Raw genomic sequence first — 25,082 nt, 5'->3', positions numbered from 1 at the left:
TCGAGAGTTCACGTGACCGAGCGCGCAAGCATCAAAGACGTCGCCGCGTTGGCAGGCGTCAGCTTCAAGACCGTCTCACGGGTCGTCAACGGTGTGGATACGGTCTTGCCCGAGCTCCGCGAACGCGTCGAAGCCGCTGTGCAAACACTGAACTACGTCCCCAATTCGGCCGCACGGTCACTGAAGTCGGGATCGGGCAACACCATCGGTATCGTCGTCGACTCCATCGACGATGTGTTCTTCGCTTCCCTGGTCAGTGCCGTCGAGGATCGAGCCCTCGAACACGGTCTCGCGGTGATCGTCGGCAGCACCGGGTTCGACGCCCAACGCGAACGTGACCAGCTCGCGTTGCTGGCCGGCCAGCACGTCCGCGGCATCATCCTGGCGCCGGTCGGTGACCACAGCGATTTCCTCGTGCCGCGTCGTCGAACACTTCCCACGGTGACCATCGACCGTTCGATCGCGGGATTCGATTCGGTCATCGTCGACGACTACGGCGCAGCCAAGCGTGCCGTCGAGAAACTGGTCGAGGGCGGCCACACCCGAATTGCATTGGTCGGCTTCGACGATCGGCTGCAGACGGCACAGTTGCGCCGTGAGGCCTACTTCGATGTCCTCGCGGACCTCGGCCAGAAGCCGGACGCAGCACTTGCTCCCCCGGTGTCCCACGCCGCGGATTCGGTGCGGCCCGTCGTCAAGAAGCTACTGGCACTGCGCAACCCGCCGACCGCCTTCTTCGTCGCCAATGCACGGCATGCCACGGCGGTGGTGTCCGTGCTGCACGAGATCGGCCGCACCGACGTGGCGATGGTGTCGTTCGGTAACTTCTCGCTCGCCGACGCCGTCAGCCCGTCGGTGACCTGCATAGACCAAGACCCGTATCGCATCGGCACACTCGCGTTCGATCGCCTGGTGCAGCGGTTCGACGATCCGTACCTCGAACCGGAGCAACAGGTCGCACCGACCACGCTGGTGGAAAGACTCTCGCATGCACTCCCCCTACCCGTACAGAAATGAGACCAACTCCGTGAACCCCAGACTTGTTGCGGGACTGGACCTCGGAAGCACCGGCGTCAAAGTACTCGTCACCGACGATGCCGGCACCGAACTGCTCATCGAGCAGAGTCCCACACCGTGGTGCCACGGCCCGGGCGGAACCACCGACCTCGCTGCCGAGGACTTACTGACCACCATCGGGCAGTTGCTCGACGCCGTCGCTCGTCGACTACCCGAGGCAACCGGTGATCCAGCAGCCCGGATCGACGCCATCGCGGTGTCCGGAATGGGCGAGACGGGCTTCCTTCTCGATGAAGACAACGTTGTCCGCGCGCCGGCCTTCGCGTGGTTCGATCCACGTGGTCAAGAGCAGGTGGATGCGCTGCCCCAGGATCTGCGCGATCAGTTCGCCGGCAAGACGGGCCTTCCCGTAGGCGTGCAGGTCTCGGTGGTCAAGATCGCGCACCTTCGCGACAACGGACTGAGCTTGAACGGACTTCGCTGGTTCAATTTGCCGGAGTTCGTCGTACTGTCCCTCGGCGGCCGGCCGGTGGCCGACTACTCGCTGAGTTCGCGTACCGGACTACTCGATCAGGACAGCGGCGAACCATGGTCGGAGATGTTGGCGCACTTGGGCGTCGGAGCCGACTTCATTCCCCCCTTGGTCGACGCCGGAACGGACCTCGGAATCGCCGACGCGGCAGCACTTCCCGAGTCCATCAACGGCGCTCGTCTGACCGTTGCCGGTCACGACCATCTTGTGTCCGCGGTGTCCGGCGGAGCAATCCCTCACGACCGCTACCACGTGTCGATGGGCACCGCCGAGGTTCTGCTGCGGGTACTCGATTCGCCGTTGACCACGGCCGCGCGGAGCAGGCTCGCCGACCATCTCATCAACTCGGTGCGCCACGTGGTGCCGGGCCAACACGTACTCGTCGCCGGAGTCAAGACCGGTTTGCTGATGCGACGGGCGTTGCAGCTGTGCGACATCAACGATCGAGCCGGACGCGATCTACTGGACGAGCGAGTGTGCGCTCTGCCTTCTGGTGGGCCGTTCACCGACGGCGGTATCGACATCGCGGGTGCCCGTAACGACGACGGGGTTCTGTCCATCACGGTCCGCACCGATGGGATCGATTCGGCCGAGCTGTTCCGTTCGATTCTGTTGCACGGCAACGACGAAGTGGCTCGACTCATCGAGGCACTCGACGCCGAGGTGCCGCCCGCCAGGACGACTTTGCTCACCGGCGGCTGGGCCGGAATGGCCAGCGTGCGAGACGCACGAGCTCAGGTGCTGCCCGGCGTCTCGGTCTCGACCCGTTCACAGGACACCGCCTACGGCGCAGCACTGTTCGCTGCTCGCCTACTGACGCTCATAGAAATCTGAGCCCACATTTCTGTAGTGAGACAACGTTGTCTTGACTGCGCTCGACCCCAACACCCACCAGGAGAAGAAGATGAACGAACTCACCACCCTCGAACGCCGCGGAATGGCTGCCATCTCCACCGCGGACGGCAACATGCTCATAGTCGCCGGAGATCAGCGCAACGGCATGAAGGCCGTCATGAAGGACGCTACCGACGGACCGGGCTCGATCACCGTCGAGCAGCTCGCCGATGCCAAGGCCGATCTGGTGCGCTACCTCGGCAATCACGCGCCAGCCATCCTGCTGGACCCGGAGGTGGCACTGCCGAAGATCGTCGACGACGGTGTGCTCTCGCGCAACACCGCTCTGGTGGTCGGCATGGATGCGTCGGGCTTCGAGGAGACCGACGGTCTGCGCTACACCCGCTTCGTGGACGGCGTCACCCCGCGCGTCGTGCGTGATCTCGGCGGCGACGTCGCAAAGATGCTGTTCTACATGCGCCCCGAGCAGCAGGGCGTCGATTCCCGCGTGGCCGAGGAGATCCGCGACCTCGTCAAGGCCTGCTCCGCCGAGGGTTTGCTACTCATCGTCGAGATCTTGACCTACCAGCTCGAGGGCGAGTCGGACGAGGCGTACAAGGCCGGCTTCGGCAAGATCATCGCCGACTCCACGCGCATCTCGGTCGAGTGCGGTGCCAAGGTGCTCAAGCTCCCCTACCCCGGTTCCGCAGAGGCCTGCAAGGCCGTTACCGAAGCGGCACAGGGTGTTCCGTGGGCCGTTCTCTCGGCTGGCGTCGATCACGAGACGTTCATCGAGCAGGTCCGCATCGCCGTCGCCAACGGTGCCCGCGGAGCAATGGCAGGCCGGTCATTGTGGAAGGACAGCATGGCCGTCTCCGCCGAGACCCGCGAGGACCTTCTCACGAACCGCGCACTGCCCCGTCTGCGTGAGCTGAAAGAGGCTGTCGACGCCTGATTCGCGTCGTTCGACCGAGCCCGAACTCGCAGTTCGGGCTCGGTCGACGCCAGGTGGGTAGCGTGAAACCCATGAACGACGTCTCGAAGCACATCGACATCATCGCCGCGCCTGGTGTGTTCGCCGATCTCACTACCGCGCAGGAATTGATAGCCAGGGCCCTCGCCGCACGCGGATTGTCCGGCGGAATCGTCGACGCAGCAACCGGATCCGACGAGGTCATCGTTGTTCCCGGCGACAGAATCCCCGTCGATGCGTCAACGTACGGCAGTGCGGTTCGAGTCGACCTCGGGCAGTGCGCACCGGACAGATCTCCGGGCATCCGCGCTCACATTCGCGGCCGCGGACTCGACGGGCTGCGCTTCGCGATCGACAGTGTGTATTTCCACCGTTTCCATCCCGGCACGATCGTGGACTACGGGGATCACCCCGAGCAACGCGCCGAACTGCGTGTGCCGAGCGGTGATGGCCCCTTTCCCGTTGCCGTGCTCGTTCACGGTGGGTATTGGCGTTCGCGGTGGGAGTCCGACTTGATGGACGCGATGGCCGTCGATCTGACGAAGCGCGGTTACGCGACGTGGAACGTCGAATACCGTCGCCCCGACGAACACGAGTGGGATGCGACAACCGGAGATGTCGCGGCCGCGCTCGCAGCGCTGGCGACGGCGCCCGGTGATCTGGATCTGTCTCGCGTAGTCCTGTTCGGACATTCGGCGGGCGGTCAACTCGCACTGCGCGTCGCGGCAGATTCCGTCGGCCAGCCGGTCACACCTGCCCTTGCGGTCAGCCTGGCCGGTGTTCTCGATCTGCGGGTCGCCGACGAGCGCTGGCTCGGCGAGGGCGCGGTGTCGAATGCGATCGGTGCGCGATTCGCCGGTGCGCAGGAGACCTACGAGGCGTCGTCTCCGATCTCGAGGCTTCCGCTCGGTGTCCCGCATCTGGTGGTGAGTGCGGTATCCGACGACCCCAACTTGCTCGAAATCAGTCGGGCGTATTACGCCGCCGCTGCAGCCGGCCCGGATTCGGTCGAGTACATCGAAGGACCGGGCGGCCACTTCGCCGTCGTCGATCCTGAGTCGGAGATCTATCGGGACCTCCTTCGCGAGGTCGACACCCGAATTCGAGGTACCCGCGACCACGCGTCCGAGTAAGTCCGTATCGTGCATGGTGTGACGCGCAGCACACCGATGTGATGCCGAGACTTCAGGAGCGAGATCGATGAAGAGCACCATGCAGGACACCCCACTGTCCATCGGCCAGCTGGTTCGATTCGGGACGTCCATTCACTCCTCGGCCGAGATCACCACCTGGACCGACAGCGGACCCACCACGGTGACCTTCGGGGAGTTGGGCAGGCGGGCAGCCCAACTGGCGCACGGTCTGCGGTCGATAGGCATCGACGACGATCAGCGCGTCGGGACGTTCATGTGGAACAACGCCCCGCACATGGAGGCCTACATGGCGATTCCCGCGATGGGCGCAGTGCTGCACACGCTGAACATTCGACTCTTCCCCGAGCAGCTCACCTACATCGTCAATCATGCCGAGGATCAGGTGATCATCGCCGACGCGAGCCTGCTCCCCCTGCTGACGCCGCTGCTACCGACGTTCGAGACCGTGCGTCATCTCGTCGTCGTCGGAGTCGACCCGGCGCAGGTCACTGCACCCGACGGTATCGAGGTGCTGGGCTACGAGGATCTGCTGAGGAGTCAGCCAGAGGAGTTCGACTGGCCCGAGCTCGACGAACGATCTGCTGCCGCAATGTGTTACACCTCGGGCACGACCGGCGACCCCAAGGGCGTGGTGTATTCGCATCGCTCGATCTACCTGCACTCGATGCAGGCCTGCATGACCGACGCGATGGCAATCGCCCAGTCCGACAAGGTGTTGGCCATCGTGCCGATGTTCCACGCGATGTCGTGGGGTTTGCCCTACGCAGCGCTGATGGTCGGTGCGTCTCTGATCATGCCCGACAGGTTCCTCCAGCCTGCCCCGTTGGCGGAGATGATGTCGACTCTGCGGCCGACAGCCGCTGCGGCCGTTCCGACCATCTGGCAGGCTCTGCTTTCACACCTGGACGAGCACCCGGCGGATCTGTCGAGTCTGCGTGACGTGGTGGTCGGCGGTGCCGCGTGCCCACCGAGCCTGATGAAGGCATTCCACGAGAAGTACGGCGTGCACATCTCGCAGGCGTGGGGCATGACCGAGACCTCGCCGCTGGGCACCTCCGGCAAGCCCGACGCCGGTCTGTCGCCGGAGGACGAGTTCGATTTACGTTGCACACAGGGCAGATTCGTCGCCGGCGTTCGAGCACGACTCGTCGGCGATGCCGGTGAGGTGTTGCCCTGGGACGGCACGACCGTCGGTGAACTCGAGGTGCGTGGCCCATGGATCACCGGCAGCTACTACCGAGCCGATGCGGACGACAAGTTCGACGACGGTTGGCTGCGCACCGGTGACGTGGGAACCATCTCCGAGGGCGGCTACCTCCGCCTGACCGACCGCTCGAAGGACATCATCAAGTCCGGTGGCGAGTGGATTTCGTCGGTGGAACTCGAGAACCAGGTGATGGGCCATCCCGCCGTACGCGAGGCCGCAGTCATCGGCGTGCCCGATCCGAAGTGGGACGAGCGCCCCTTGGTAGCTGTCGTCGTGCGCGAGGGTGCGTCGGTGACGGCCGAGGAACTGAGGGAATTCCTCGACAGTCGTGTCGCGCATTGGCAATTGCCCGAACGTTGGACTTTCATCGATGAGGTTCCGAAAACCAGTGTCGGCAAATACGACAAGAAACGACTGCGGAGCTCACACGCCGACGGGGCGCTGGAGGTTATCGAGCTGGTATAGGGGAGCATTTCTCCGCGCGTCGCAGTTCGCCGCGTCTCAGCGCGACACCCTCAAACCGCACTCCGATGCGAAATCTGCGACAAACGCTTCGATACGAGGCTTGGTTCGTTGAACTTCACGAAACGCAAACCACCCCCACGCGACGTAAGCCACCGCGGCTACACACACCAGGCCGGCTGAGAGGACCGAAGCAAGAAACGACCGAGGAGCTAGCAGCGCCATGCCTACACCCAGGAGAACGGCCAACCCTCCGGCGAAGGCTGCTACGAACTCGGCCGGATTGGACTGCCGATAGTTCCGCTGCACCCCTACCCGGTAGAGCGCAAACAGTCCGTCGTAACGAGACCTGGCTGCCTCGTCGCGCAAGCCCATGGCTTCCAGGTTCTCTGCGAAGGCGAATTGCCGTTCCTTCCGCTCATAAGCCCGGGCGAGCGTCCTCGCGCGGCCGCTGAGATTCTCATCCCGCATTCGCCGCAGAAGGGTCGCGATGAGCGGCACACAAACCGCTACCAGCGCTGATACTGCAGACAGAGTCACCATTTCGTCCCCCTACGCATTCGGCCGACTACTTTGGTGACGAGCGTAGAACGGGCCACTGACAGCTTGGTCGTCTGAGCCTTGCGGGAAAGGCGAGTGCCAGCGGTATTGCCCATCCCGTGCACAGCGACCGCTAACGATTCGTGTTACCCCTCGACGGACCGGACTACCCGCTCCAGCCCCAGTTGTAGGGGTTCACCACGATTCGATACCAGGTGTCGGTGTTCTCGACGTTGGTGCACGGCACCACAATGTACGACTGTGACGCCTTCTCGAGCGACAGCGCCTTGTTGCAAAAGTACTGCGCGCCTTCCCCGGACTGCTCGGCGCGATAGACGGGGCCATAATGCCATTCGTCGGCGCTGGCGGTCGCAACTCCCATGGTGGCTCCGGCAGTAATCGGGAGGGCCAGTACTCCGGTCACCACTGCAATGCGTCTGTTGGTGCGCTTCATTCGAGGGCCTTTCGTCGGCGGCACGGTCTGCACAAATGTCGCCGGCCGTAATCCGGGCACCGACTCGATCCCTTCATGGGTGACGTCGCGCCAATCATCAGTCTCGTTACCGCTTGCGAAAGAGGAAGGTCGGCTAGCTGTCGACCTCGACGCCGTATCTGACCGCGAGCTCGGCCAATCCGTCGTCGTAGCCCTGACCGATGGGCCGAAAGCGCCAACCAGACCCTCGGCGATAGATCTCTGCAAGCAGCATCGACTGTTCGGTCGTAGCCGCGTCGAGCACAGCCGTAGCAACCGTCGATTCGAATCCATCGAGCGATACCGAGACGGCACCGACGTCACCGAACGTCTTGTCGCCATCGATCGCTGCGGCGACGACGATGCGCGCGCATTCGTCGGGAACGAGTGCCAGATCGATCCGTACACCCTGCTCACTGTCGCCGTCGATCGACATCGAGACGGCACCGTCCGAGGTAGCCGGAGTGTTGTAGAAGACGAAATCCTCGTCACTGGACACCAATTCGTCGTCATTGACCAGGAATGTGACGACGTCGACGCCGACGCGCCCGGACTCATCGGCGCCCCAGGAACTGTTGACCGTGAACAGTGTCTGATGAGGGTCGAGGTCGACGACGCCACCCCGTGGCACTAGCTGGGCGATTCGAGACCGCCGAGCGGGGAGCGGCGCAGGCACTTCGATCTTCAGTTCACGGTCGATCGCTGCCGGCGTCAGCAGTGTGAGGTCCCGTTCTTTCACTTTCGGCATCCGAGGATCCCCGTCGCCCCCGTCCAGGATCAGGATGTCGGTGACGCCTGCGCTGAGGTTCACAGCGGGCGTGGCCCCGAGTTGGATCAGACGGGATCGCATCAGTACGGACTCGGCGTGCGAACCGCCCATGACCAAGACCCTTCTTGCCTGCCAGGGCTTGGTGACTGGATCGGGCTTCTGCACGGGTGGCTTCGGCTGGGTCTGCGGCCGAGTACCTTTCGGCGATCCTGGTTGCACATTCCGCAGTAGGTCGAGCAATTCCGACTCCGAGATGACCCGAAGATCATGGGCGCGAGCACGTTCGACCTTTCTGCTTTCCGTTGTGGCATCCGAGCACACCACCACACTGGTGAATCGGCTGACGGAGTTCATCACGTCCAAGCCGGCTTCGGTGAGCTGAGCGGCCAGACGCAACCGCGGGATCCGCGTGTCGCCGCTGATCACGACTCGCATGCCCTGAATCAGTGCACCGTCCTCAGCAAGAGGACCGGGGTTCTCCCACGGGCAATGGGTACGAGGAACAGTGTCCGGATACAGCGTCAAGCGCTCGGTGCACGTGACGACGGGAAGGGGAAGTTCGAGCGACCTGGCCAGTCGAGCACTGTGAGTGAACACCTGCGCCAGCACTCGGGCATCGTCGTAGGCATCATGTGCATTGGACTGCAGCACTTTCCAGTGTGCGGCGAGGGTAGAGAGCTTGTGGTTCGGAGTGTCGAGTTGCAATCGTCTCGACAATGCGACGGTGCACAGTCGTTGCTTTGTCGGCATGTCGATGCCGGCACGCATCGATTCGAGCTTCAAGAAGCCGTGATCGAAGCTCGCGTTGTGCGCAACCATGGTTCGACCGTCCAGCAGATCCATCAGTTGCGGGGCGATCATGTCGAAAGTCGGTGCATCGGCAAGCCGTTCGCGCGTCAGTTTGTGGATGTGTACCGGACCGGGATCGCAGCCCGGGTTCACCAGAGTCGACAGTTCGCGCCCGACGCGTCCGTCCTCGTCGATCGTCATAGCGGCCACACTGAGCACCCGATCACGGGATGCCTTGAGACCCGAGGTCTCGACATCGACGACGACCCACTTGTCGCTGCCGCTTTTGAGCGCGTTCTTCACAGAGCTTCCACCAATCGACGCAGTCGGACTGTGGTGGTTACTATGCCGTACGAGCTGCTGATCACGAGTCAAATCGTGGCTAGCAGAGCTGGTTTGCGCTATCCGAAGGCTTAAGCTTTGGAACGCATGCCCTAAAAGCCAGGAAGCTCTCCCGACGCCATGTTCTGCGTGCTTATGCCTTTTTCTACAAGCATAAAAGCTATCCCTCGGATAGTTCGCGATGTAAGCTCCGATATGCATGCCTGCGCAAGCACAAGGAGAGATCATGGCCGAACCACGACGACGAGCTCGGAAGCACTCCGGCGACCTGGCCAGAGCCTTCGTCGCGCGTCGGCATCAGTTGCGCATGACTCAAGCCGATTTAGCGCTACTCGCCGGCGTGGGCCGCTCGACAGTCCAGGCGCTCGAGGGCGGAAAAGACACGGTGCAGCTCGACGGCGCGGTCGCTGTCGCGGAAGCGTTGGGCTGCGAGATCACATTGCTCACGCGCGCCGGATCACCTGTGCCGCCACTGGACGCGACATGATCCCAGTATCCGAGCTGCGGGATGTCGATGCAGCCGATGTCTACAAGGGCGATCTTCTCGCCGGCTCACTGACGCGTGTGGGGAACGACGTCGTGTTTCGGTACGGCAGCGATTACCTCGACAGCGCTTCTGCGCCGGATCTCGCGTGGTCGATTCCGAAGTCGTCGCTGGAGACGCGGGCATCGGGCGGTAGCGTCCCTGCCTTTTTCGCGGGCCTGCTGCCGGAAGGCGTTCGTCTCACCGGAGTGGTAAGGGCTACCAAGACGTCCGAGGACGATCACTTCACGCTGCTGCTGGCGGTCGGATCGGACACCATCGGGGATGTTCGGGTGCTTCCACGTGGTCAAGAGATGTCGTTGCCGGGCAATGCATTCGATTCGAGGCACCGCGTTCCAGATCTTCGTCGCCTCTTCGATTCCCTGTCAACGGGTGAGTCGGTGAGTCAGGATCCGTCCGCTCTGCCGGGCGTTCAGGGCAAAGTGTCCGCGCAGATGTACTCGACTCCGGTGTCGACTACGGCCGGGCCTGCCATTCTGAAACTCGCCCCGCCGGCGCGACTGCCGCGATTGGTCGAGAACGAGAGCTTCTTCATGAATCTGGCACGTAGATGCGGGCTTTCGGTGCCGGAACACCGCGTGATCGAGGACGACAAGGGAATCAGCGGTCTGCTGGTGGCGCGATTCGACCGGATCGGTGAACAACGGCTACCGCAAGAGGATGCGTGCCAAGTATCCGGGCTCTATCCCGCGTCCAAGTACCGAATGAAGACCGAAGCGGTGATTGGGCTGCTCGCGGACACTGTCGAGCGCGGTGGCGGTTCCGCGCGCCAGGCCACCGCCGAACTCCTTCGCTTGACGGCCTATTCGTATGCGATCGGAAACGGCGACCTGCACGGCAAGAACTATTCGATACACAAGAACTCCCGGGGACTCTGGTCGATCACACCCGCCTACGACCTTCTGTGCACGCAGCCTTACGCGTCGTGGAGCGATCCGATGGCATTGAACTTCTACGGGCGCGCGAACCGTTGGACACGAGCTCATTTCGTCGAGTCCGCCGGCCGCCTGAGAATGCCCGAGCGAGCGACTCGACGAATCCTCGACGACGTCTGCGCAGGCGTTCAAAACGGAATCGATGAAGTCGACGTGATCGGATTCGATGACAAACAAACTCGTCAGTTGAAGCAGCTACTCGATCAGCGCTGCACAGAGCTGTCCTGAACTGGTGCTGTGGTCGCCGTTCGGTGCAAAAGACAAGGTTCAGACCGAGATCGTGGCGCATGTCCTGCGATGCGCAAAGCAGGTAGTCCCCGCGCCCAAGCGAGCGACCGGGTAACGGATGGTCATGGCAGCAGGTTTGCGAGGCGTTCGGTGGCGGCATCCGTACCGAGTTCGTGTCGCAGTTTCGGGTGGTCGAGGTACAGCCGGATCCATCGAGTCAGGACTACAGGGTGGACGTCGAAGAATCGACAGTCGATCAAAGCGCCGGGGAAGAAAATCGGCTGTTCGTCCAGCTTGAGCCGGGTCAGTTTGGCGTGCTCGAACGAGCCGAGAATTGGTGCCCGCAGCTCAAGCTCGGGTGGCCATTTCGGTTTCAGTACTGCATCTTTCAGCGCTTCCCATGGAATGATCTTCCTGAACCCATACCCCTCTTGAATGACACCTTCACGTGTGAGTTCAATTCTCGGACGCCGCCGTCCACCGCGTATCAAGCCTACGGACAGAACGACGAACGGAATTGTGAATACAACGCCGACAACTGTTTCGCCGCGGATGCCGTCCTGTAGCCCTAGCCACATGAGTCCTGTCCCCGCCAGGACCATGATAACCAGACACAATCGAAACACGCCGTGCTTGTAGCGGACACTAGATCCGGTTGTAGTCCGATATACCGCCTGGCCCGTCGAGCGCCCGGCCCTGTGAGAGATACGCATTGCGGGAGTCAAACCGATCATCAGCCCGATAAGCACTCCCCAGAAAGAGGAAATCGAGCTTTCTGCAACCATTGATTGAATCGCGCCGAAGCTGATCGCGAATGCGAAGAACTCCAGAAATAACAGACCAGCAATGAATTTGATGTCGATCCGGTTCTCGTGGACGTACTCGGCCAGTCCAGAGGCTCTCGGATCATCGGTGTGCACAGTGTCTCCGGTCGTCATGGAAGCAAGTTTGCGAAGTGGTCAGTTGCGGCATTTGTACCTATTTTTTTCGTCAAGTATCGGAGGTCCAACGCCTCGGAGATTTAGAAGATTGCATTCCACACCCCGGTTGTGACGTCCTTGATTGCCGTGGCCGTCTCGTCTGCTGAGTTCCATCCCGCGTTTATGGAGTCAGCCACCGAGTGAAATCCGTTTTGGTAGAGGTCATCGACCATTCCGGAGGTGATAATTCCCACGAAAGCACCGCCTATCGCTCCCGCAGCTGTACCTACACCGGGGAAGGGAATCGCGGTGCCAATCATTGCCCCCGCGGCCACCGCGGCCCCGAACCCCAATCCACCGGCAACTACGGCCTGGTCGACAGGCTTACCGTTGGCGATGTCGTAGCCGATGCTGAGCACCGCCAAGCCGCCTCCAGCACGCAACCCCCATCTTCCGGCCTTCGAGTACAGGTCATCAGCGTTCCGGACCAGGTCGTCGGCCTGGTTCCGAAGAAAGTCGGAGAACCCGAAATCGCGGTAAACAGTTGAGAAGGGAGACCCGGCAGGGGCCGTGCGGGCAAACTCGGCCCACTGAACAGCCCGCGCATACATATCTTTGGCTTTCGAGGTCATCAACCACGCACGCGTTTCCATCGCCGCTTGCGCCAGGCCGATCGCTACCGAGCCTCCGAAGAAAAAGGTCTTGGCGGCCGCGTCGATGTAGTCGACTTTGATCTGCTCGCCCGCCGCGGTCTCGTCGCCTCGCAGTTGCGCGACTCTCCGCTCGAGAGCGTCGAAAGTACCGCGCAGGGCGTCGTCGATGGGTTCGATGATGGTGTCGTCGATGACGTCGAGTCCAGCATCGATTGCGTCCGATCGGATGTCACGCATCCCATCGTGCAATGCCTGTAGTGCCGCAGCGAATGCGTCGACCTTGGCGGCGTAATCTGCTGCTGCAGTGGCCAACTGAGAGGCACCGTCTGTAGTGGTAAGCGCCTGCGCGAAGAAGGCTTCGGATGCGGGGCCGTCCCATCCGGCGTCTGTTCGATTTCTGGTGCTATCCAGCGTGTCGATGGAGGTACTGAGGTCCGCGGCGAAGCTGCTGCGAAGCCACCCGGCGACAGCGTGCACAGAGGCCACGCTGCCGTCGACTTTCGTGTCGATGGGCACCGTCACTGCTCCCAGAGCGCGGCGTTGACCTCTTCGGCCGTGGTGACGTCCTGGGTCTCGTATTCGGAGGCGCATTCGTCGAGCGCGGCCGAGTACGACGCCAATGCGGTTTGCAGTTCGCCGCCGCGGCCGGTGAACAGCGCTAGAATCCCGGCCAGCGCCGGCGCTCCGATACCGGTGTCAGCGGCGTCGGGGATCGACGACGCTGCGGTGTCGAAGTCGTCGGCGATTCTGAGCATTGTGTCCGCGGAATCGCGCAGTACAGCAACGTCGACGTACAGGGTCATTGGTGGACGCTCCGACGTTCGTGCTGGGGAATCATGACGTCCATCAGCAGGAGGTCGAACGGATGTGACTCGTAGATTTTCGACAGGGCCGTTGTCGGCAGCACCATCCAGGGTTGGTCATCGCCACAACAGGTATGGAGCCGATCCAGTGCCGAATACGCGAGCAGGGCACTACGCCCGTCGCGGGTGGTGCGTAGGTCGACCACTGCCTGCTCCACGATGGAGACGTGCGCGGTGCACGGTACGTACACCACAGGTGGAATGTTGTCCGGTAGCCGCATCTTCTCCCCCATCGACCGTGGGGAGGTCGAACCCCACGACAGATCAGACGCAGCAAGTAGCCGTTCGGTTCCCTATCTTCGTCTGGCCCGCCACCGCGTCGCGCTCACACCATTGGACGCAGTCCGTGACGAATCGGTTCCACCGAACCATGCGAATCCATTCACTTCAGGAGCGGAAGCGCCGACGTGTTCCTCACAGACCAAGCATGTCGCGTAGTCGACGCACGCTCATCGCACCAACTCGCTCTTCTTCCGGGAAAGAGTCGAGAAGACGAATGAGATCATCGCGACGAGTCGGATCTGCGGCGGCATCGCGTGGCGTCCAACCTTCGAGGGCGGGGATGGACTCGCTGAGCCACTTCTGTTCGTATGCACGGACCTGTTTGTCGAGGAGCGCAGCCAGCTCCGGAGTCACCTCGACAGGCTCTGTCGCCTCCCCCGACCTCTCGGCCATCGCTTCTTCCGCCGAGAGGCGTCTTTGGCTCATCTGATCCGCATCGGGGTGAAGGGTCATCAGGTCATCGATCAACGTGTCGATTCGGCGTTCGGACATTGCTTCCAGCGTCAGTTGGGTGCCGTCCAGGGTGAGTGTGCCGAGGATGGCCGTTCCGGCCTTCCAGTGCCAACGATCGCCCTCCGCTGCCCCGTATTTGCGGCTCAGCCTCCGCCGTAGTCCCCCGACTTCACCGAGCTCGAACACTGCCTCGCACAACACCATCGGATCACCGTCACGCGTTTCGATTCGGCGAGGAGCCAGCCGGGCGCTGAGAAAGCTCACCAGATCTTCGGCATCGACCGGATCGGCGTCGAGGATCTCGATCAGCTCTGTACGTTGAGACGGATCGACGGGTTCGATTCCTCCGAAGATCTGGAACCCTTCACCGACGGGTACGACGCGCGAGCAGATGAATTGTCCTGCAGACAACTGTCGACTGGCCGAGCGTTCCGTGACGTCATGTCGGTCGCCGGTACGAATATCACGCAGCGACATGCCTTCTCCGGGACTGACCGATTCGATCTCGTGAATCGACCGTTCCACCAGGAGCCATTGCTGGGCCAGCATCAACTCGTCGGCTGGAAGTAGCGGGCCATGAGAAGTCACGAACTCGGCGAATCTCCCGCCCTCGAACAACACGACGTCGCCGACGAACGGTTCATCGAAGGCTTTCGCCAACGCATCGTCGCCACTACCGAGATGCTCCGTGCGGATGCGCGCCAGAGCGAGAATGAGCTCCGCGGAATTCGCCCCTGTCGCGTAACCACCGGCCTTCTGATAGAGCCACTCTCCGCGCTCCTCGAGTGAAAGACCGTTCTTGCCGAGGTGACATACTTTGTACTTGCGACCCGAGCCGCACCAGCAGCGATCGTTACGCCCCAGATCGGGGCGATCTTGAGGAACGTACGGCTCCAACATCTCTCGCAGATCCGCGCCTGCGTCGGGATCGATACGGCCGAGAAGAGACAGTCCACGGACCGCGTCTCCCCGCGTCGACGCGTACTCGGCGAGAGCCAGCACTGCAGGTTCGAAATGCGAGTCGGCGTCGAGTGCCTTCTCCAGCGCCTTCTCAGCCGATAGTGCGTCCCCGAGCCGGTCCAGCGCGGTAGCGCGGAACCAGTGCGCAGCTGCGGTCACCCGCCGCGGCCCTGCATTCAGCAACGCGTGTGCCACATGCAGCAACGCCTCCGCGGCCCCCTCGCTGTCGAAATGCCTGTTCAGCGCCAGGGCGGCTACGTCGGATCGAGCAAGTGAGGCGAGCTCATCTGCACCGTCCGATACCGCCGCCTCGGCACGCTGTTGGGCGTCGTGAGCGGCCTCGCCGCGGATGTCCCGCATGATGTCGCCGAACCAGATGAGTGCACGGGCCTCGTCGGTATCAACTCCGAAGGTGTTGGCGACAATGTTCATTCGCGTGGTGGCCGCCGCGGCGTCGAAGTCGAATCCTGTGCGGGCCACATAGTCATCGGATTGTTCGATGCCGGCACCGGCGTAGATCTCGGACAGCGGTGGTCCTGGTTTCGCGAAGAGGTCCGGACGGTCGTACATCAGTTGGTAGACAACAGCATCGCGCTCGACGCTCTCGTCTTCGGGCACAATCTCGTGCAGCGCGGCTGTGACGTCGATGTGCTCCAGCGGGCCGTCGACCGCTCGAATACGAACCACGCCGTCCACCACGACGAGCGATACGAGGTCACCTGGTTCGTAGTCGCTGAGCGTCCCCTCTGGGAGCACGAGCGCTTCGCTGGGCGGCCACTGCGGGTCATCGATGCCGCGAATGGTGAAGATCTGGTCGTCACCGATTCCTCGGTACTTCGTGCGAAGGCCAGCGGGATCCTCGGCGAACTGCAAGAGGGTCGTGATGGGCGACAGGTCGTCCATCGACTCGATGATGTCCGACGCCACCTCCCGGTGGTTGAAACGGTGAGTGAGGGCGCGGCCCTCCAACACCGTGGCGACTGCGATCTTCCGCATGTCCGGCAGAAAGGCCAGATCGACCGAATCGACAATGTCGACGAGTTCGTACATATCCCGCCGGCGTCCGAATCCTCGGTCGGGCATGGCAATCGCCCAGTCCTCGGTGCTCAGCGGACCGAGCTCCCGCAGGACATCGAGAGCTGCAGTATCGAGCTCGTCGTAATTATCGTTGTCGTCCATCGCGGCCACCATGAACGTGACGGTCGGGAAGGTGGACACCAGCGCGAGCCCCCGCGTCTTCCATAAGATGTGCGTGTGACTCCCCACCGCACAGGTCGCGACCTCGCCGAAGTGATTCCACTGTTCGGTCGCCGGGGATCCCGTACCACCACCGCGGACTTGGCCGACGACGTCGAGCCGACAGTCCAGTCCCCAGTCGAACGGGTGACGCCCCACGGCATCGAGCCCGCAACGCCAGACGCCGGCGAAGAGTTGGCAGCGCTGACCGCGTCGAAGCCGATAGCGCAGCTTCGCTCGCTTCTCGTCTGGCTCGGTACGTCACGACCGATCACCGGCACGGGTGTTCCGCGGCCAGGGTCGGTTCGCGAGCTGGCGAACGCCGTCGGCGTGGAGTTGGATGGGCGCGCATTGAAGTCGAGATCGATGCTCGAGATCCCAGGGTTGATGACACTGTGGGATGCGGCGAAAGCGGCCGAATTGATCGAGTTGACTTCCACCACAGCCGTTCCCGGTCCACATGCGCACGAGTTCGCCCACTCACTTGCCAGCTCCCTCGCCGCTCACCGAACGGCACTCTCGCACGTCATCGGTCGTCACTTCTTCAGCGAGGACCCCCTACGTCCGTCCCCGGCCGTCGATGTCGTTGCCGGACAGATCGTTCTCGCCGCGATGACGAGCACTCCGCGGACGCGGCTCCCGGCAGTCGGCCCGGTCGGTGCCGGGGATCTGTACGAACACATCGAGGCGTTGATACTTCGCGGCATGCTGGAGCGATTCATTGCCGATGGGTGGTTGGTCTGCGACGGCAAGTACACAGTGCCGCAACCTTTTCGCCCGGCCGTTCTGGATGCGATGACATCACTTCCCTACTACGAAACGGATGAGACCAGCCGATGATCATCACCGGGTTGTTTTTCGCGGAGTACGCACGGGTCAGCGAAGACATGCTCGATATCCTCGGAGGCGTCTGGGATACCTGCACGGTTCCACGCGACACCCGCATGCTCGAATGCCGCCTGGTCGCGCTGTTGCAGACGGGACCCGACGACATCGGTAAGGACTTTCCCGCGACACTCGAAGTGCTCGACGCGAACGGCGAACACATCGTGAATCAGGGTGGCCTTCAGATCCCCGGTGCCGGCTTCACCGGAGAGAATCGCTTCTGGTTCCTACCGATGCAAATGGTGTTTCGCGACGAAGGACGGCACAACTTCATCCTCAGCGCCGGTGGGGCCACCGCGAGCGTCGGGCTTCGCATCGCCTTCGGCTGACGTCGGGACGCGATGCTCATGGCCGCGCCGACATCCGACCCCGATCGCATTCTCGGTACCCCTTGCTATGGGAGGCACCCAGGTCCTTTCGAGGACACGAATTGCATACGCTTTTTTTGAACACCGAGGAGAGCATGTGAACAGTCCATTGCGCGGAGACCAGTACTTTCTCGCACTTGCACTCGAACAGGCGAGGATCGGTTGGGAGGAAGGCGGGGTTCCCATAGGCGCGGCACTCGTTCACGATGGCGACGTTCTTGCGGTCGGTCGGAACCGCCGAGTCCAGATGGACAGCGCAATCCGTCATGGCGAAACCGACTGCATCGAGCGAGCAGGGCGGCTTCCGGCGTCGGTGTACCGAAAGTCGGTGCTTTACACCACGTTGTCTCCATGCTTCATGTGCGCGGGAACCGCTCTGCTGTACGAGATTCCTCGGATCGTCGTCGGTGAGAACCGCTCGTTCGAGACATCGGAGAGCTTGCTACGCGAGCACGGCGTGCAGGTCGACGTCGTCGACAACGTCGAATGCGTGGAACTGATGGAACGCATGCTCGCCGAGCGTCCGAGCCTGTGGTTCGAGGATATCGGGGAGGACGCATGAGCGCTGCCGCCGAACCGGTTCTGTCTGTGCTCGGGTGACTCAGCGAACCAGCGCCTGCCAGGTCGCCTCGCCCGCGCGGTACCCCGCCTCGAACAGCCATGGCCACTCGGAGAAGTCCTCGGGATCGACCACCACAGTCTCGACACCACCGTTCCCACGCCGCTTGGGCATGTTCTCGGGATGGGATGAGAACCGATCCTTCAGGTACGCGGGCTCGAGACTCTGTCGGAATATCAACCACGTCTGCGGCGTGAAGCCCACTGCTTCAGCACGTTTCGCAAGGTCGATCCAAGCTTCGGCATTGGCGTACCTGCCTTCGAGCACCAGCCTTCGAGTCTCGATCATCGGGAACACGCCGTACCAGATCGGCGGGTAACTCAGTAGCGTCTGGCACCAAGTACGACGGCGTTCCGGCGGAATGGGTTCCCACTTCGCTTGCGCTGCTTCGAGTTCATCACTACCGGACATCGTTCACCTCGCCCCGGAGGTGCAACCCTCCATCGACTTGCACGCCTGCGGTTGCGGGACGCGCCGGTTCTTCCCCTGGGGCACCCTGTCGATGGAGACGGGGTTGCCGAACAGCCGGCCAGGTACGTACGGCTATTGCTCTTGAACCTTCATCCACAGTAGCCGAGGGGTACGGGTTGGACAACGAATTTCCACCACTGTCGACATTCACCTCGAATACCGATTCAGCGTCTGGACAGAATCTGTTCACCCGCCCAGCGGCATCGATCGACTCGAACCTCGGCGCGAAAAGTCACCTGCCCAGACCCTCCGCGATCTCCCCGATGGACTGCAACGTCCGCTGATCGGCGTACTCGGCCTCATCGAAATAGCGCTTGAACACGGACCGCATCAGTTCGATGACCTCGATATGTTGCATCAACACCACGCGCAGTGATCGATCACCACTGTAGGCAATCCTCTCGAATTTCTTGCCGAGCTGTCTGGCCGAATCCAAGGTGCCGAACGCCTCGACGTCGACCAAGTACTCCGTCTTACGCGCCATGTCTCCTAAATGCCTGATGTAGGCAGCGCATACCTCGTCGCACTGGAACGCAACGCCTTCTGGAATCTCGAGCTGCCCGGCCTCTGCCTGCATCGACAGCGACTGCCACTGCCACTGCCACTGCTGCATCGAAGCCGCCAGCTCGTTCGTTTCTGACCCCATCAGTTCCTCCCCAACTAGTTCGATGAAGGCATGGATGGCCGGAGCGAACGCGCCAACCGTTCCACCTCGACACACGGATCTCCGAGGGGCTGGGTCGCCAGAAAGCCGTCGAGGACGAGGTAGAACACGCCATTCGGGTGTTCGAAGGCGACGCCGCAGTTGACCTCGTCGTACTGAGTAGTCCGGCGGAACCGCAACCCGTCGAGGCCCTCAATCGGCTCGAACTGCCCGAAACGTCCACTCCCACGCAGATAGTCCAGACTTTCAGTGGACGAGAAGATTCCGAGGTGATACCACGGCGTTGGCAGAGGGTTTGTCCAGATACACGTCATCCAGTCTTCCGAGATCGGCAGATCCCCCACCAAGTTCGAAGACTTCGTCTCCACGGCCAACCCCGCACCTTCGATGGCAGCGTCTGGGATGGTGCACGGATCCCACGCCCCGTTCGCCGGAGCGGTTGGCATCACCGATGTCGTCGACGGTGCTGCAACGGGTATGCCTTCGGTCGCCCCTCCGCATCCGGTTGCCACCAGCATCACGCCGGCCGCACTCCCGATCAGCAATCGCATCTTGCTCACAGCACTCCGTCCATGGAACCCATCCTTGATGTTGGACGCAGCTACCGCGACATCGGTTCCATCGGATCGGACGCAGTTGTGCCTGGCGTTTCCCGATCGGTGCGACGATTGCCCCGCTCGAGTGGACACCGTCGCACCCCGGGGCGAAGCCGCGGCAGGGAACGAGCCATCCTTCGACGACCGGGCAACACTCCGTCCGAATTTCTCTACGAAGATCGGACATCCGTCATCATTGACGCGTGATCAAACAGGGAAGTGGTTTTGCTTTGCTCGGCGCGGTGATTGCAGTGCTGGGTCACTCGGCGACCTCGACTGCGGGGTACTCGGCGTACGTCTCCGGCGGGTCGTTCTATGGTCCGGACACCACGCTGGGGCCGTGGGTGCAGCCCATTGTCGCTGCGTCAGTCGGGGCAGTGGTCGGGATGCTCGCAGGCCTGGTGCTGTACCTGTGCGGCTTTCGATTCGCTGTCGATCCCTCTCGGCGAGTTGGGCTGGTCGCCGTTGCCGGTCTGATCGGAGTGACGCTGGGGATGACGCCCGTACTGATTCTGGTCGGAACAAGCTTTTCCGGTCTGAATTCGAGCGTCTCGACCGAGTACTTGCTGCCGATATACGCAGGCACCGGAGTTTTCGCCTACGCGCTCGGAGTCGCCTCGGTTCGGTTGCTGCTCAGGGCAAGTCACGATCCGTTGTCGTCCCGGACGACCAAGGTCGTGGCTGCCTTTCTCCCGGTAGGAGGTGTCCTCGCCACTCTCGTCGGAACGGGGACTGCCTGGATTCGCGGATTCTCCACGACGGCATCGACCTTCGTCGCCGTGATCGTGGCGGTGCTGTGCGTACTCGTGGCAACCTTTGCACTCGCGCGGGCGTGGGCATTGCGTACGACGGCCTAGGAGCTCGAGGCTCGACCTCCGCGCCGCCCTCGTAGTTCTCTGTGGCCCTCGCTATCGGACTTCATTGGCCAGACGCCGTCCAGCGTCGATCAACCACCGTCGCGGATCCGCCATGGCCGTCTCCCCACTGCCGGCAAGGTCCGTCAGCGACACGGTCCGCACGTCGACGTCCGAATCGACCGCCCCGGCGACCACCGCCACCGGAACTGAAGCGTCCGAACACATCTGGACCACATGTCCGACGAGTTTGCCCGTCAGCGACGTGCGGTCGAACTTGCCCTCACCCGTCACCACGAGGTCCGCTGCAGGAACCGCAGCCGACAGTCCTGTCAGCTCCGACACCCGTTCCGCCCCGCCGGATACACGAGCCCCCAGCGCGCACAGCCCAATTCCCACTCCGCCCGCAGCGCCGGTCCCCGGCATGAACGGATCGGCCGGCAAGCCGGCGTCGGCGAGCAACCCGGCCCAGCGCTGCAACGCCTCGTCGAGTACCTCGATGTCGGCGGCCGACGCACCCTTCTGCGGCCCGAATACCTGTGCGGCACCGTCGGGTCCGAACAACACCGCGCGCGTATCGGTCAGCAATTCGATGTCGGACGGCACTCCCGCGAGACCCGACGCGTCCACCGATCGGGCGACCAGCAGACCGGCACCGCCCTCCGGAACGTCCTGACCCAATTCGTCCAGCACCCGAACACCCAGTGCCCGGAGCACTCCCAACCCACCGTCGGTGGAGGCCGAGCCCCCGAGTGCCACCGAGATTCGATCCGAACCGCACTCCCGGATCACCTCTCCGAGCCCGCGCGTCGTCGCGGTCAGTGCATTCAGCGACACCATCATCGCGATGCCCGAGGACTCCGCCAGCTCGATCACCGCCCGGCCGTTCTCGAGCGTCAACCATCGCGCGTCGACGGGCCGACCGTCCGGGCCGCAGACACCGGACACCGACGACCACGTCGAGCCCGCCGAGCACGCTGCCAGCACATCGAGTGTCCCTTCACCCCCGTCGGCCTGCGGCATCGACACCAGGTCGTCACCGCTGCGGACAGCCGCCCACCCCTCGATCAGCGCCGCGGCGGCATCGACAGCGTCGATGGTGCCTTTGAAGGAATCGGGGGCGAAGAGAATTCTCATGCGATCAGACCGGGCAGAACCAGATCGCGGTAGCGCTGCTTCATCGTCTCGATCACCTGGTCCCCGTCGGTCGCCCACACAGCAGCGTTGAAGATCTCCACTTCCACATCACCCCGGTATCCAGCGCCTCGAACCCATCGGCCGATGGACTCGAAGTCGATCACACCATCGCCCATCATTCCGCGCGAGAGGAGGGGGTCGGCTTCCATCGGCACCAGCCAATCGCACACCTGGTACGAGCTGATGCGGCCACGCTCACCAGCAATTCGGATCAGTGACTCCAGATCCGGATCCCACCACACGTGGAAGGTGTCGACGACGACGCCCACGGCCTCCACCGGGTGCGGCTCGGCCATCGACAATGCCTGTCCCAGTGTGGAGATGACCGCGCGGTCGGCCACGAACATCGGGTGCAAGGGTTCGAGCGCAATGCGCACCCCACGCTCGAGTGCGTACGGAACGAGCAGGGCCAGCCTCTCCTCCACTCGCGCCCGAGCTCCGACGAGGTCGCGATCGGGGATGCCACCCATGACCATCACGAGCTCGGGTGCCCCGAGTTCGGCGGCTTCGTCGAGAGCGCGACGGTTGTCGTCGAGACCGTCGTCGTCGATGGCCGTGAGGAACCCGCCGCGACACAGGCTCGACACCCGCAGACCGGCGTCCGAGATCAGCTTGGCCGACTCGCTCACACCGGCTTCCTGAATTCGATCCCGCCACGGACCTATTGCACCCAGCCCGGCTCGAGCGGCACCGTCGACGGCTTGCTTCAGCGTCCAGGCGTTCGTCGTCTTGGTGTTGAGAGACAGTGCTGAGTAAGGGTTGTCGAGGTCGAACGGTGCGATACTCACGACGCTGCCCCGTTCAGTTCGAGGTAGAGCCCCATGCGGTGCGCGGCCAGCGATGGATCCGCCAGCAACCCTGCGCGATCGGCCAGGACGAACAGCGTCGTCAGATGCTTCACGCTGCGTCCGGATGACAAGCCGCCCACCATCGAGAACCCAGGTTGCTTGCCGTTGAGCCACGACAGGAACGCAATTCCGGTCTTGTAATAATACGTGGGAGCGGCGAAAATGTGCCGGCCGAGTTCCTGCGTCGAGCGCAAAATCTCCTCGGCGCGAGCGGTATTGCCGAGGTCGAGTTCCTGCAATGCCGTCGACGCCGCGGGGTATATACCGGCGAAGATGCCGAGCAGTGCATCCGAATGATGCTGTCCATCACCGATGATCAGCTCGGGGTAGTTGAAGTCGTCGCCGGTGTAGAGGCGGACGCCGTCGGGCAGCCCGGCTCGCAGGGCGATCTCGTGCTGCGCGTCGAGCAACGACACCTTCACGCCGTCGACCTTGAATGAGTGCGAGGCGATCAGGCTCTCGAAAGTCGCAGTGGCCGAGGGGATGTCTGAGCTCCCCCAATACCCGGCGAGCGCCGGATCGAACATCGTTCCGAGCCAATGCAATACGACTGGCTCATCGACCTCGTCGAGCAGGGTCGAGTAGACCGACAGATAGTCGTCGACAGACGTCGCGACCCGAGCCAGAGCGCGTGAGGCCATGATTATGACCTTCGCGCCCGACTCGGTGACCACCGCGATCTGCTCGCGGTAGGCGTCGAGCACAGCAACGAGACCGTCCTTGCCCGACGGCAGCGCATCCAAGTCGAGTTGGTCCGTGCCCGCACCGCAGGCGAGTGACCCGCCGACGCGAGCGGCTTCGGCTCCGGAGCGGCGGATCAGCTCGGACGTCGCGGCCCAGTCCAGGCCCATGCCGCGCTGGGCGGTATCCATCGCGTCGGCGACGCCCAGTCCGTAGGACCAGAGTTCGTGGCGGTAGGCCAGAGTGGCGTCCCAGTCGATGTCGGCGGGAGCCCCAGGAGTGTTGTCCCCCATGACACTAGGGATGACGTGTGCGGCGGCATATGCGACGCGTGAGGTGATGGGTGCGGTGGGTTTGATCCACTCGCCCGGTTCGCCGAGCGCGTAGAACCCGTGGCCGGGGAGGGTGATCGACACCCGGGAGTCGACGGCGGTCACAGCGCGATCTCCGGGACGTCGAGGCGGCGGCCCTCGGCGGAGGAACGCAAACCGAGCTCGGCCAACTGCACACCGCGGGCGGCGGAGAGCAGACCGTAGCGGTGCGGCCGTTCGGCGACGACGTCACGCAGGAACTCTTCCCATTGCAACTTGAAACCGTTGTCCAGGTCGGCGTTCGCGGGGACCTCGAGCCACTGTTCGCGGAACGGTTCGGTGACGGGCAGATCTGGATTCCACACAGGCTTGGGGGTGTGCGAACGATGCTGGGCGACGCAGTTGCGCAACCCCGCGACCGCCGATCCGTGCGTGCCGTCGATCTGGAATTCGACCAGTTCGTCTCGGAACACTCGCACCGCCCACGACGAGTTGATCTGGGCGACAACGCCGTTCTCCATCTCGAAGATGCCGTAGGCGGCGTCGTCTGCGGTGGCGGCGTATTCGTTGCCCTGCTCGTCCCAGCGCGTCGGGATGTGAGTGGCGGTCTTGGCGGTGACGGTCTCGACCTTGCCGAGTATGCCTTCGAGCACGTAGTTCCAGTGGCAGAACATGTCGACGACGATGCCGCCGCCGTCCTCGGCCCGGTAGTTCCAGCTGGGGCGTTGGGCGGGCTGACCCTCGCCCTCGAAGACCCAGTAGCCGAATTCGCCTCGTAGGGAGAGGATGCGGCCGAAGAATCCTTCGTCGACGAGCCGCTTGAGCTTGACCAGTCCGGGGAGGTAGAGCTTGTCGTGTACGACGCCGGCCGTGATGCCCGCGTTCTGTCCGATGCGGGCCAGTTCGATGGCTTGTGTCAGTGTTTCGGCGGTCGGCTTCTCGGTGAAGATGTGCTTGCCGGCCTTCATCGCCGACGAGAGTGCCTCGGCGCGACGCGAGGTGACCTGAGCGTCGAAGTAGATGTCGATGGACGCGTCGTCGATGACGGATGCGCTGTCGGTGGTGTACTCGGCGATACCGTGCCGGGTGCAGAGCTCCTGGAGCTTGGCTTCGTTGCGGCCGACCAGGATCGGCTCGACCTGGATGCGCGTGCCGTCGTCGAGGAGGAGTCCACCGGCGTCGCGGATGGGCAGGATGGACCGAAGGAGATGCTGACGGTAGCCCATGCGGCCGGTCACGCCGTTCATGGCGATGCGCAAGGTACGGGTTGGTGTGGGCATGAGAGATTGCCCTTTCTGTGCACTGATGACGAAGGACGTGGGACGACGGCGAGCCATGACGGATGGGGCCGTATCGACGGTGTGGCGGAAAGTCCACTACGCGTCGTGAGGAAAAGTCAGCTTCGGAATGCGCTTTCCAAGCT

Annotated in this window: 25 protein-coding genes and 1 riboswitch; of the genes, 11 read left to right on the top strand and 14 right to left on the bottom strand. The window is 63.0% G+C overall.

The window, feature by feature from the left end; genetic code table 11:
- Positions 1-12 precede the first annotated feature (12 nt).
- The 5 genes from AABD04_RS08035 to AABD04_RS08015 all read left to right on the top strand — a co-directional run bounded on the left by AABD04_RS08035 (position 13) and on the right by AABD04_RS08015 (position 6,182).
- The gene (locus tag AABD04_RS08035; RefSeq protein ID WP_341440810.1) at positions 13-1,017 is read left to right on the top strand and encodes a LacI family DNA-binding transcriptional regulator; all 1,005 of its coding nucleotides are present in this window, start codon (positions 13-15) and stop codon (positions 1,015-1,017) included.
- A gap of 10 nt (positions 1,018-1,027) precedes the next feature.
- Positions 1,028-2,383: an FGGY-family carbohydrate kinase gene (locus tag AABD04_RS08030; RefSeq protein WP_341440809.1), complete on the top strand. Its 1,356-nt coding sequence runs from the start codon at positions 1,028-1,030 to the stop codon at positions 2,381-2,383.
- Positions 2,384-2,414: 31 nt separating this feature from the next.
- Positions 2,415-3,338, top strand: coding sequence for a hypothetical protein (locus AABD04_RS08025; RefSeq protein ID WP_341440808.1), 924 nt, complete (start codon positions 2,415-2,417; stop codon positions 3,336-3,338).
- A gap of 71 nt (positions 3,339-3,409) precedes the next feature.
- Positions 3,410-4,489: an alpha/beta hydrolase gene (locus tag AABD04_RS08020; RefSeq protein WP_341440807.1), complete on the top strand. Its 1,080-nt coding sequence runs from the start codon at positions 3,410-3,412 to the stop codon at positions 4,487-4,489.
- A gap of 67 nt (positions 4,490-4,556) precedes the next feature.
- Positions 4,557-6,182, top strand: coding sequence for a long-chain fatty acid--CoA ligase (locus tag AABD04_RS08015; RefSeq protein ID WP_341440806.1), 1,626 nt, complete (start codon positions 4,557-4,559; stop codon positions 6,180-6,182).
- Positions 6,183-6,885: 703 nt separating this feature from the next.
- On the opposite strand, the gene AABD04_RS08010 is transcribed toward AABD04_RS08015, so the two are convergent.
- Positions 6,886-7,173 (bottom strand): hypothetical protein, encoded by a 288-nt coding sequence (locus AABD04_RS08010; RefSeq protein WP_341440805.1) that lies wholly within the window; start codon positions 7,171-7,173, stop codon positions 6,886-6,888.
- A gap of 133 nt (positions 7,174-7,306) precedes the next feature.
- Positions 7,307-9,052 (bottom strand): TerD family protein, encoded by a 1,746-nt coding sequence (locus AABD04_RS08005; protein WP_341440804.1) that lies wholly within the window; start codon positions 9,050-9,052, stop codon positions 7,307-7,309.
- Between the two features lie 265 nt (positions 9,053-9,317).
- Between AABD04_RS08005 and AABD04_RS08000 the strand changes: the two genes are divergently transcribed.
- A complete protein-coding gene (locus AABD04_RS08000; protein WP_341440803.1) occupies positions 9,318-9,578 on the top strand; it encodes a helix-turn-helix domain-containing protein in 261 nt (86 codons plus the stop codon).
- A complete protein-coding gene (locus AABD04_RS07995; RefSeq protein ID WP_341440802.1) occupies positions 9,575-10,798 on the top strand; it encodes a type II toxin-antitoxin system HipA family toxin in 1,224 nt (407 codons plus the stop codon). Before AABD04_RS08000 ends, AABD04_RS07995 begins: the two co-directional genes overlap by 4 nt.
- Positions 10,799-10,920: 122 nt before the next feature.
- Here the strand turns inward: AABD04_RS07995 and AABD04_RS07990 are convergent, their stop codons facing one another.
- The 5 genes from AABD04_RS07990 to AABD04_RS07970 all read right to left on the bottom strand — a co-directional run bounded on the left by AABD04_RS07990 (position 10,921) and on the right by AABD04_RS07970 (position 16,108).
- The gene (locus AABD04_RS07990) at positions 10,921-11,736 is read right to left on the bottom strand and encodes a hypothetical protein (RefSeq protein WP_341440801.1); all 816 of its coding nucleotides are present in this window, start codon (positions 11,734-11,736) and stop codon (positions 10,921-10,923) included.
- 83 nt (positions 11,737-11,819) lie between these two features.
- Positions 11,820-12,848, bottom strand: coding sequence for a hypothetical protein (locus AABD04_RS07985; RefSeq protein ID WP_341440800.1), 1,029 nt, complete (start codon positions 12,846-12,848; stop codon positions 11,820-11,822).
- A gap of 41 nt (positions 12,849-12,889) precedes the next feature.
- Positions 12,890-13,174, bottom strand: a complete 285-nt coding sequence (locus AABD04_RS07980) for a type VII secretion target (protein ID WP_341440799.1) — start codon at positions 13,172-13,174, stop codon at positions 12,890-12,892.
- Positions 13,171-13,467: an SAV_915 family protein gene (locus AABD04_RS07975; protein WP_341440798.1), complete on the bottom strand. Its 297-nt coding sequence runs from the start codon at positions 13,465-13,467 to the stop codon at positions 13,171-13,173. Before AABD04_RS07975 ends, AABD04_RS07980 begins: the two co-directional genes overlap by 4 nt.
- A gap of 181 nt (positions 13,468-13,648) precedes the next feature.
- Entirely contained in the window at positions 13,649-16,108 is a 2,460-nt protein-coding gene (locus AABD04_RS07970; protein ID WP_341440797.1) for an SEC-C domain-containing protein, read from the bottom strand.
- A 75-nt stretch (positions 16,109-16,183) separates the two neighbouring features.
- Here AABD04_RS07970 and AABD04_RS07965 point away from each other — a divergent pair, with 75 nt between their 5' ends.
- The 3 genes from AABD04_RS07965 (at position 16,184) to AABD04_RS07955 (ending at position 17,980) form a co-directional block, all read left to right on the top strand.
- The gene (locus tag AABD04_RS07965; RefSeq protein WP_341440796.1) at positions 16,184-17,005 is read left to right on the top strand and encodes a hypothetical protein; all 822 of its coding nucleotides are present in this window, start codon (positions 16,184-16,186) and stop codon (positions 17,003-17,005) included.
- Positions 17,002-17,379: a DUF6941 family protein gene (locus AABD04_RS07960; protein ID WP_008714841.1), complete on the top strand. Its 378-nt coding sequence runs from the start codon at positions 17,002-17,004 to the stop codon at positions 17,377-17,379. The genes AABD04_RS07965 and AABD04_RS07960 overlap by 4 nt, the downstream gene beginning before the upstream one ends.
- Positions 17,380-17,515: 136 nt before the next feature.
- The gene (locus tag AABD04_RS07955; RefSeq protein WP_341440795.1) at positions 17,516-17,980 is read left to right on the top strand and encodes a nucleoside deaminase; all 465 of its coding nucleotides are present in this window, start codon (positions 17,516-17,518) and stop codon (positions 17,978-17,980) included.
- A 39-nt stretch (positions 17,981-18,019) separates the two neighbouring features.
- Here AABD04_RS07955 and AABD04_RS07950 read toward each other — a convergent pair whose 3' ends face one another.
- From AABD04_RS07950 to AABD04_RS07940, 3 genes are all read right to left on the bottom strand, one after another.
- Complete coding sequence (locus AABD04_RS07950) at positions 18,020-18,448, bottom strand: mandelate racemase/muconate lactonizing protein (protein ID WP_341440794.1); 429 nt, start codon at positions 18,446-18,448, stop codon at positions 18,020-18,022.
- Positions 18,449-18,476: 28 nt separating this feature from the next.
- A riboswitch (SAM riboswitch) is annotated at positions 18,477-18,595 on the bottom strand.
- A 145-nt stretch (positions 18,596-18,740) separates the two neighbouring features.
- Positions 18,741-19,154, bottom strand: a complete 414-nt coding sequence (locus AABD04_RS07945; protein WP_341440793.1) for a hypothetical protein — start codon at positions 19,152-19,154, stop codon at positions 18,741-18,743.
- 14 nt (positions 19,155-19,168) lie between these two features.
- Positions 19,169-19,723: a DUF3558 domain-containing protein gene (locus AABD04_RS07940; RefSeq protein ID WP_341442986.1), complete on the bottom strand. Its 555-nt coding sequence runs from the start codon at positions 19,721-19,723 to the stop codon at positions 19,169-19,171.
- A gap of 248 nt (positions 19,724-19,971) precedes the next feature.
- Between AABD04_RS07940 and AABD04_RS07935 the strand changes: the two genes are divergently transcribed.
- Positions 19,972-20,625 carry a hypothetical protein gene (locus AABD04_RS07935; RefSeq protein WP_341440792.1) on the top strand — a complete coding sequence of 218 codons (654 nt, stop codon included), beginning with the start codon at positions 19,972-19,974 and terminating at the stop codon, positions 20,623-20,625.
- A gap of 51 nt (positions 20,626-20,676) precedes the next feature.
- Here the strand turns inward: AABD04_RS07935 and AABD04_RS07930 are convergent, their stop codons facing one another.
- From AABD04_RS07930 to AABD04_RS07915, 4 genes are read right to left on the bottom strand one after another with little or no spacing between them, the layout of a single operon-like run.
- Positions 20,677-21,759 carry a glycerate kinase gene (locus AABD04_RS07930; RefSeq protein WP_341440791.1) on the bottom strand — a complete coding sequence of 361 codons (1,083 nt, stop codon included), beginning with the start codon at positions 21,757-21,759 and terminating at the stop codon, positions 20,677-20,679.
- Positions 21,756-22,607 (bottom strand): sugar phosphate isomerase/epimerase family protein, encoded by an 852-nt coding sequence (locus AABD04_RS07925; protein WP_341440790.1) that lies wholly within the window; start codon positions 22,605-22,607, stop codon positions 21,756-21,758. Before AABD04_RS07925 ends, AABD04_RS07930 begins: the two co-directional genes overlap by 4 nt.
- Entirely contained in the window at positions 22,604-23,785 is a 1,182-nt protein-coding gene (locus AABD04_RS07920) for a dihydrodipicolinate synthase family protein (protein ID WP_341440789.1), read from the bottom strand. The genes AABD04_RS07925 and AABD04_RS07920 overlap by 4 nt, the downstream gene beginning before the upstream one ends.
- Positions 23,782-24,939: a Gfo/Idh/MocA family protein gene (locus tag AABD04_RS07915; protein ID WP_341440788.1), complete on the bottom strand. Its 1,158-nt coding sequence runs from the start codon at positions 24,937-24,939 to the stop codon at positions 23,782-23,784. The genes AABD04_RS07920 and AABD04_RS07915 overlap by 4 nt, the downstream gene beginning before the upstream one ends.
- Positions 24,940-25,082 lie beyond the last annotated feature (143 nt).

The sequence above is a fragment of the Rhodococcoides navarretei genome (genome assembly GCF_038069675.1).
Classification (GTDB): domain Bacteria; phylum Actinomycetota; class Actinomycetes; order Mycobacteriales; family Mycobacteriaceae; genus Rhodococcoides; species Rhodococcoides navarretei.
The sequence above is the reverse complement of the archived record's forward strand: the minus strand, read 5'-3'. Positions and strand labels throughout refer to the sequence as shown.

Coding starts and splice junctions, on each gene's coding strand:
- AABD04_RS08020 (WP_341440807.1), top strand. CDS start 3,410: ATGAACGACGTCTCGAAGCACATCGACATCATCGCCGCGCCTGGTGTG.
- AABD04_RS08015 (WP_341440806.1), top strand. CDS start 4,557: ATGAAGAGCACCATGCAGGACACCCCACTGTCCATCGGCCAGCTGGTT.
- AABD04_RS08010 (WP_341440805.1), bottom strand. CDS start 7,173: ATGAAGCGCACCAACAGACGCATTGCAGTGGTGACCGGAGTACTGGCC.
- AABD04_RS08000 (WP_341440803.1), top strand. CDS start 9,318: ATGGCCGAACCACGACGACGAGCTCGGAAGCACTCCGGCGACCTGGCC.
- AABD04_RS07995 (WP_341440802.1), top strand. CDS start 9,575: ATGATCCCAGTATCCGAGCTGCGGGATGTCGATGCAGCCGATGTCTAC.
- AABD04_RS07990 (WP_341440801.1), bottom strand. CDS start 11,736: ATGACGACCGGAGACACTGTGCACACCGATGATCCGAGAGCCTCTGGA.
- AABD04_RS07980 (WP_341440799.1), bottom strand. CDS start 13,174: ATGACCCTGTACGTCGACGTTGCTGTACTGCGCGATTCCGCGGACACA.
- AABD04_RS07975 (WP_341440798.1), bottom strand. CDS start 13,467: ATGGGGGAGAAGATGCGGCTACCGGACAACATTCCACCTGTGGTGTAC.
- AABD04_RS07970 (WP_341440797.1), bottom strand. CDS start 16,108: ATGGACGACAACGATAATTACGACGAGCTCGATACTGCAGCTCTCGAT.
- AABD04_RS07960 (WP_008714841.1), top strand. CDS start 17,002: ATGATCATCACCGGGTTGTTTTTCGCGGAGTACGCACGGGTCAGCGAA.
- AABD04_RS07950 (WP_341440794.1), bottom strand. CDS start 18,448: ATGTCCGGTAGTGATGAACTCGAAGCAGCGCAAGCGAAGTGGGAACCC.
- AABD04_RS07945 (WP_341440793.1), bottom strand. CDS start 19,154: ATGGGGTCAGAAACGAACGAGCTGGCGGCTTCGATGCAGCAGTGGCAG.
- AABD04_RS07940 (WP_341442986.1), bottom strand. CDS start 19,723: ATGCGATTGCTGATCGGGAGTGCGGCCGGCGTGATGCTGGTGGCAACC.
- AABD04_RS07930 (WP_341440791.1), bottom strand. CDS start 21,759: ATGAGAATTCTCTTCGCCCCCGATTCCTTCAAAGGCACCATCGACGCT.
- AABD04_RS07915 (WP_341440788.1), bottom strand. CDS start 24,939: ATGCCCACACCAACCCGTACCTTGCGCATCGCCATGAACGGCGTGACC.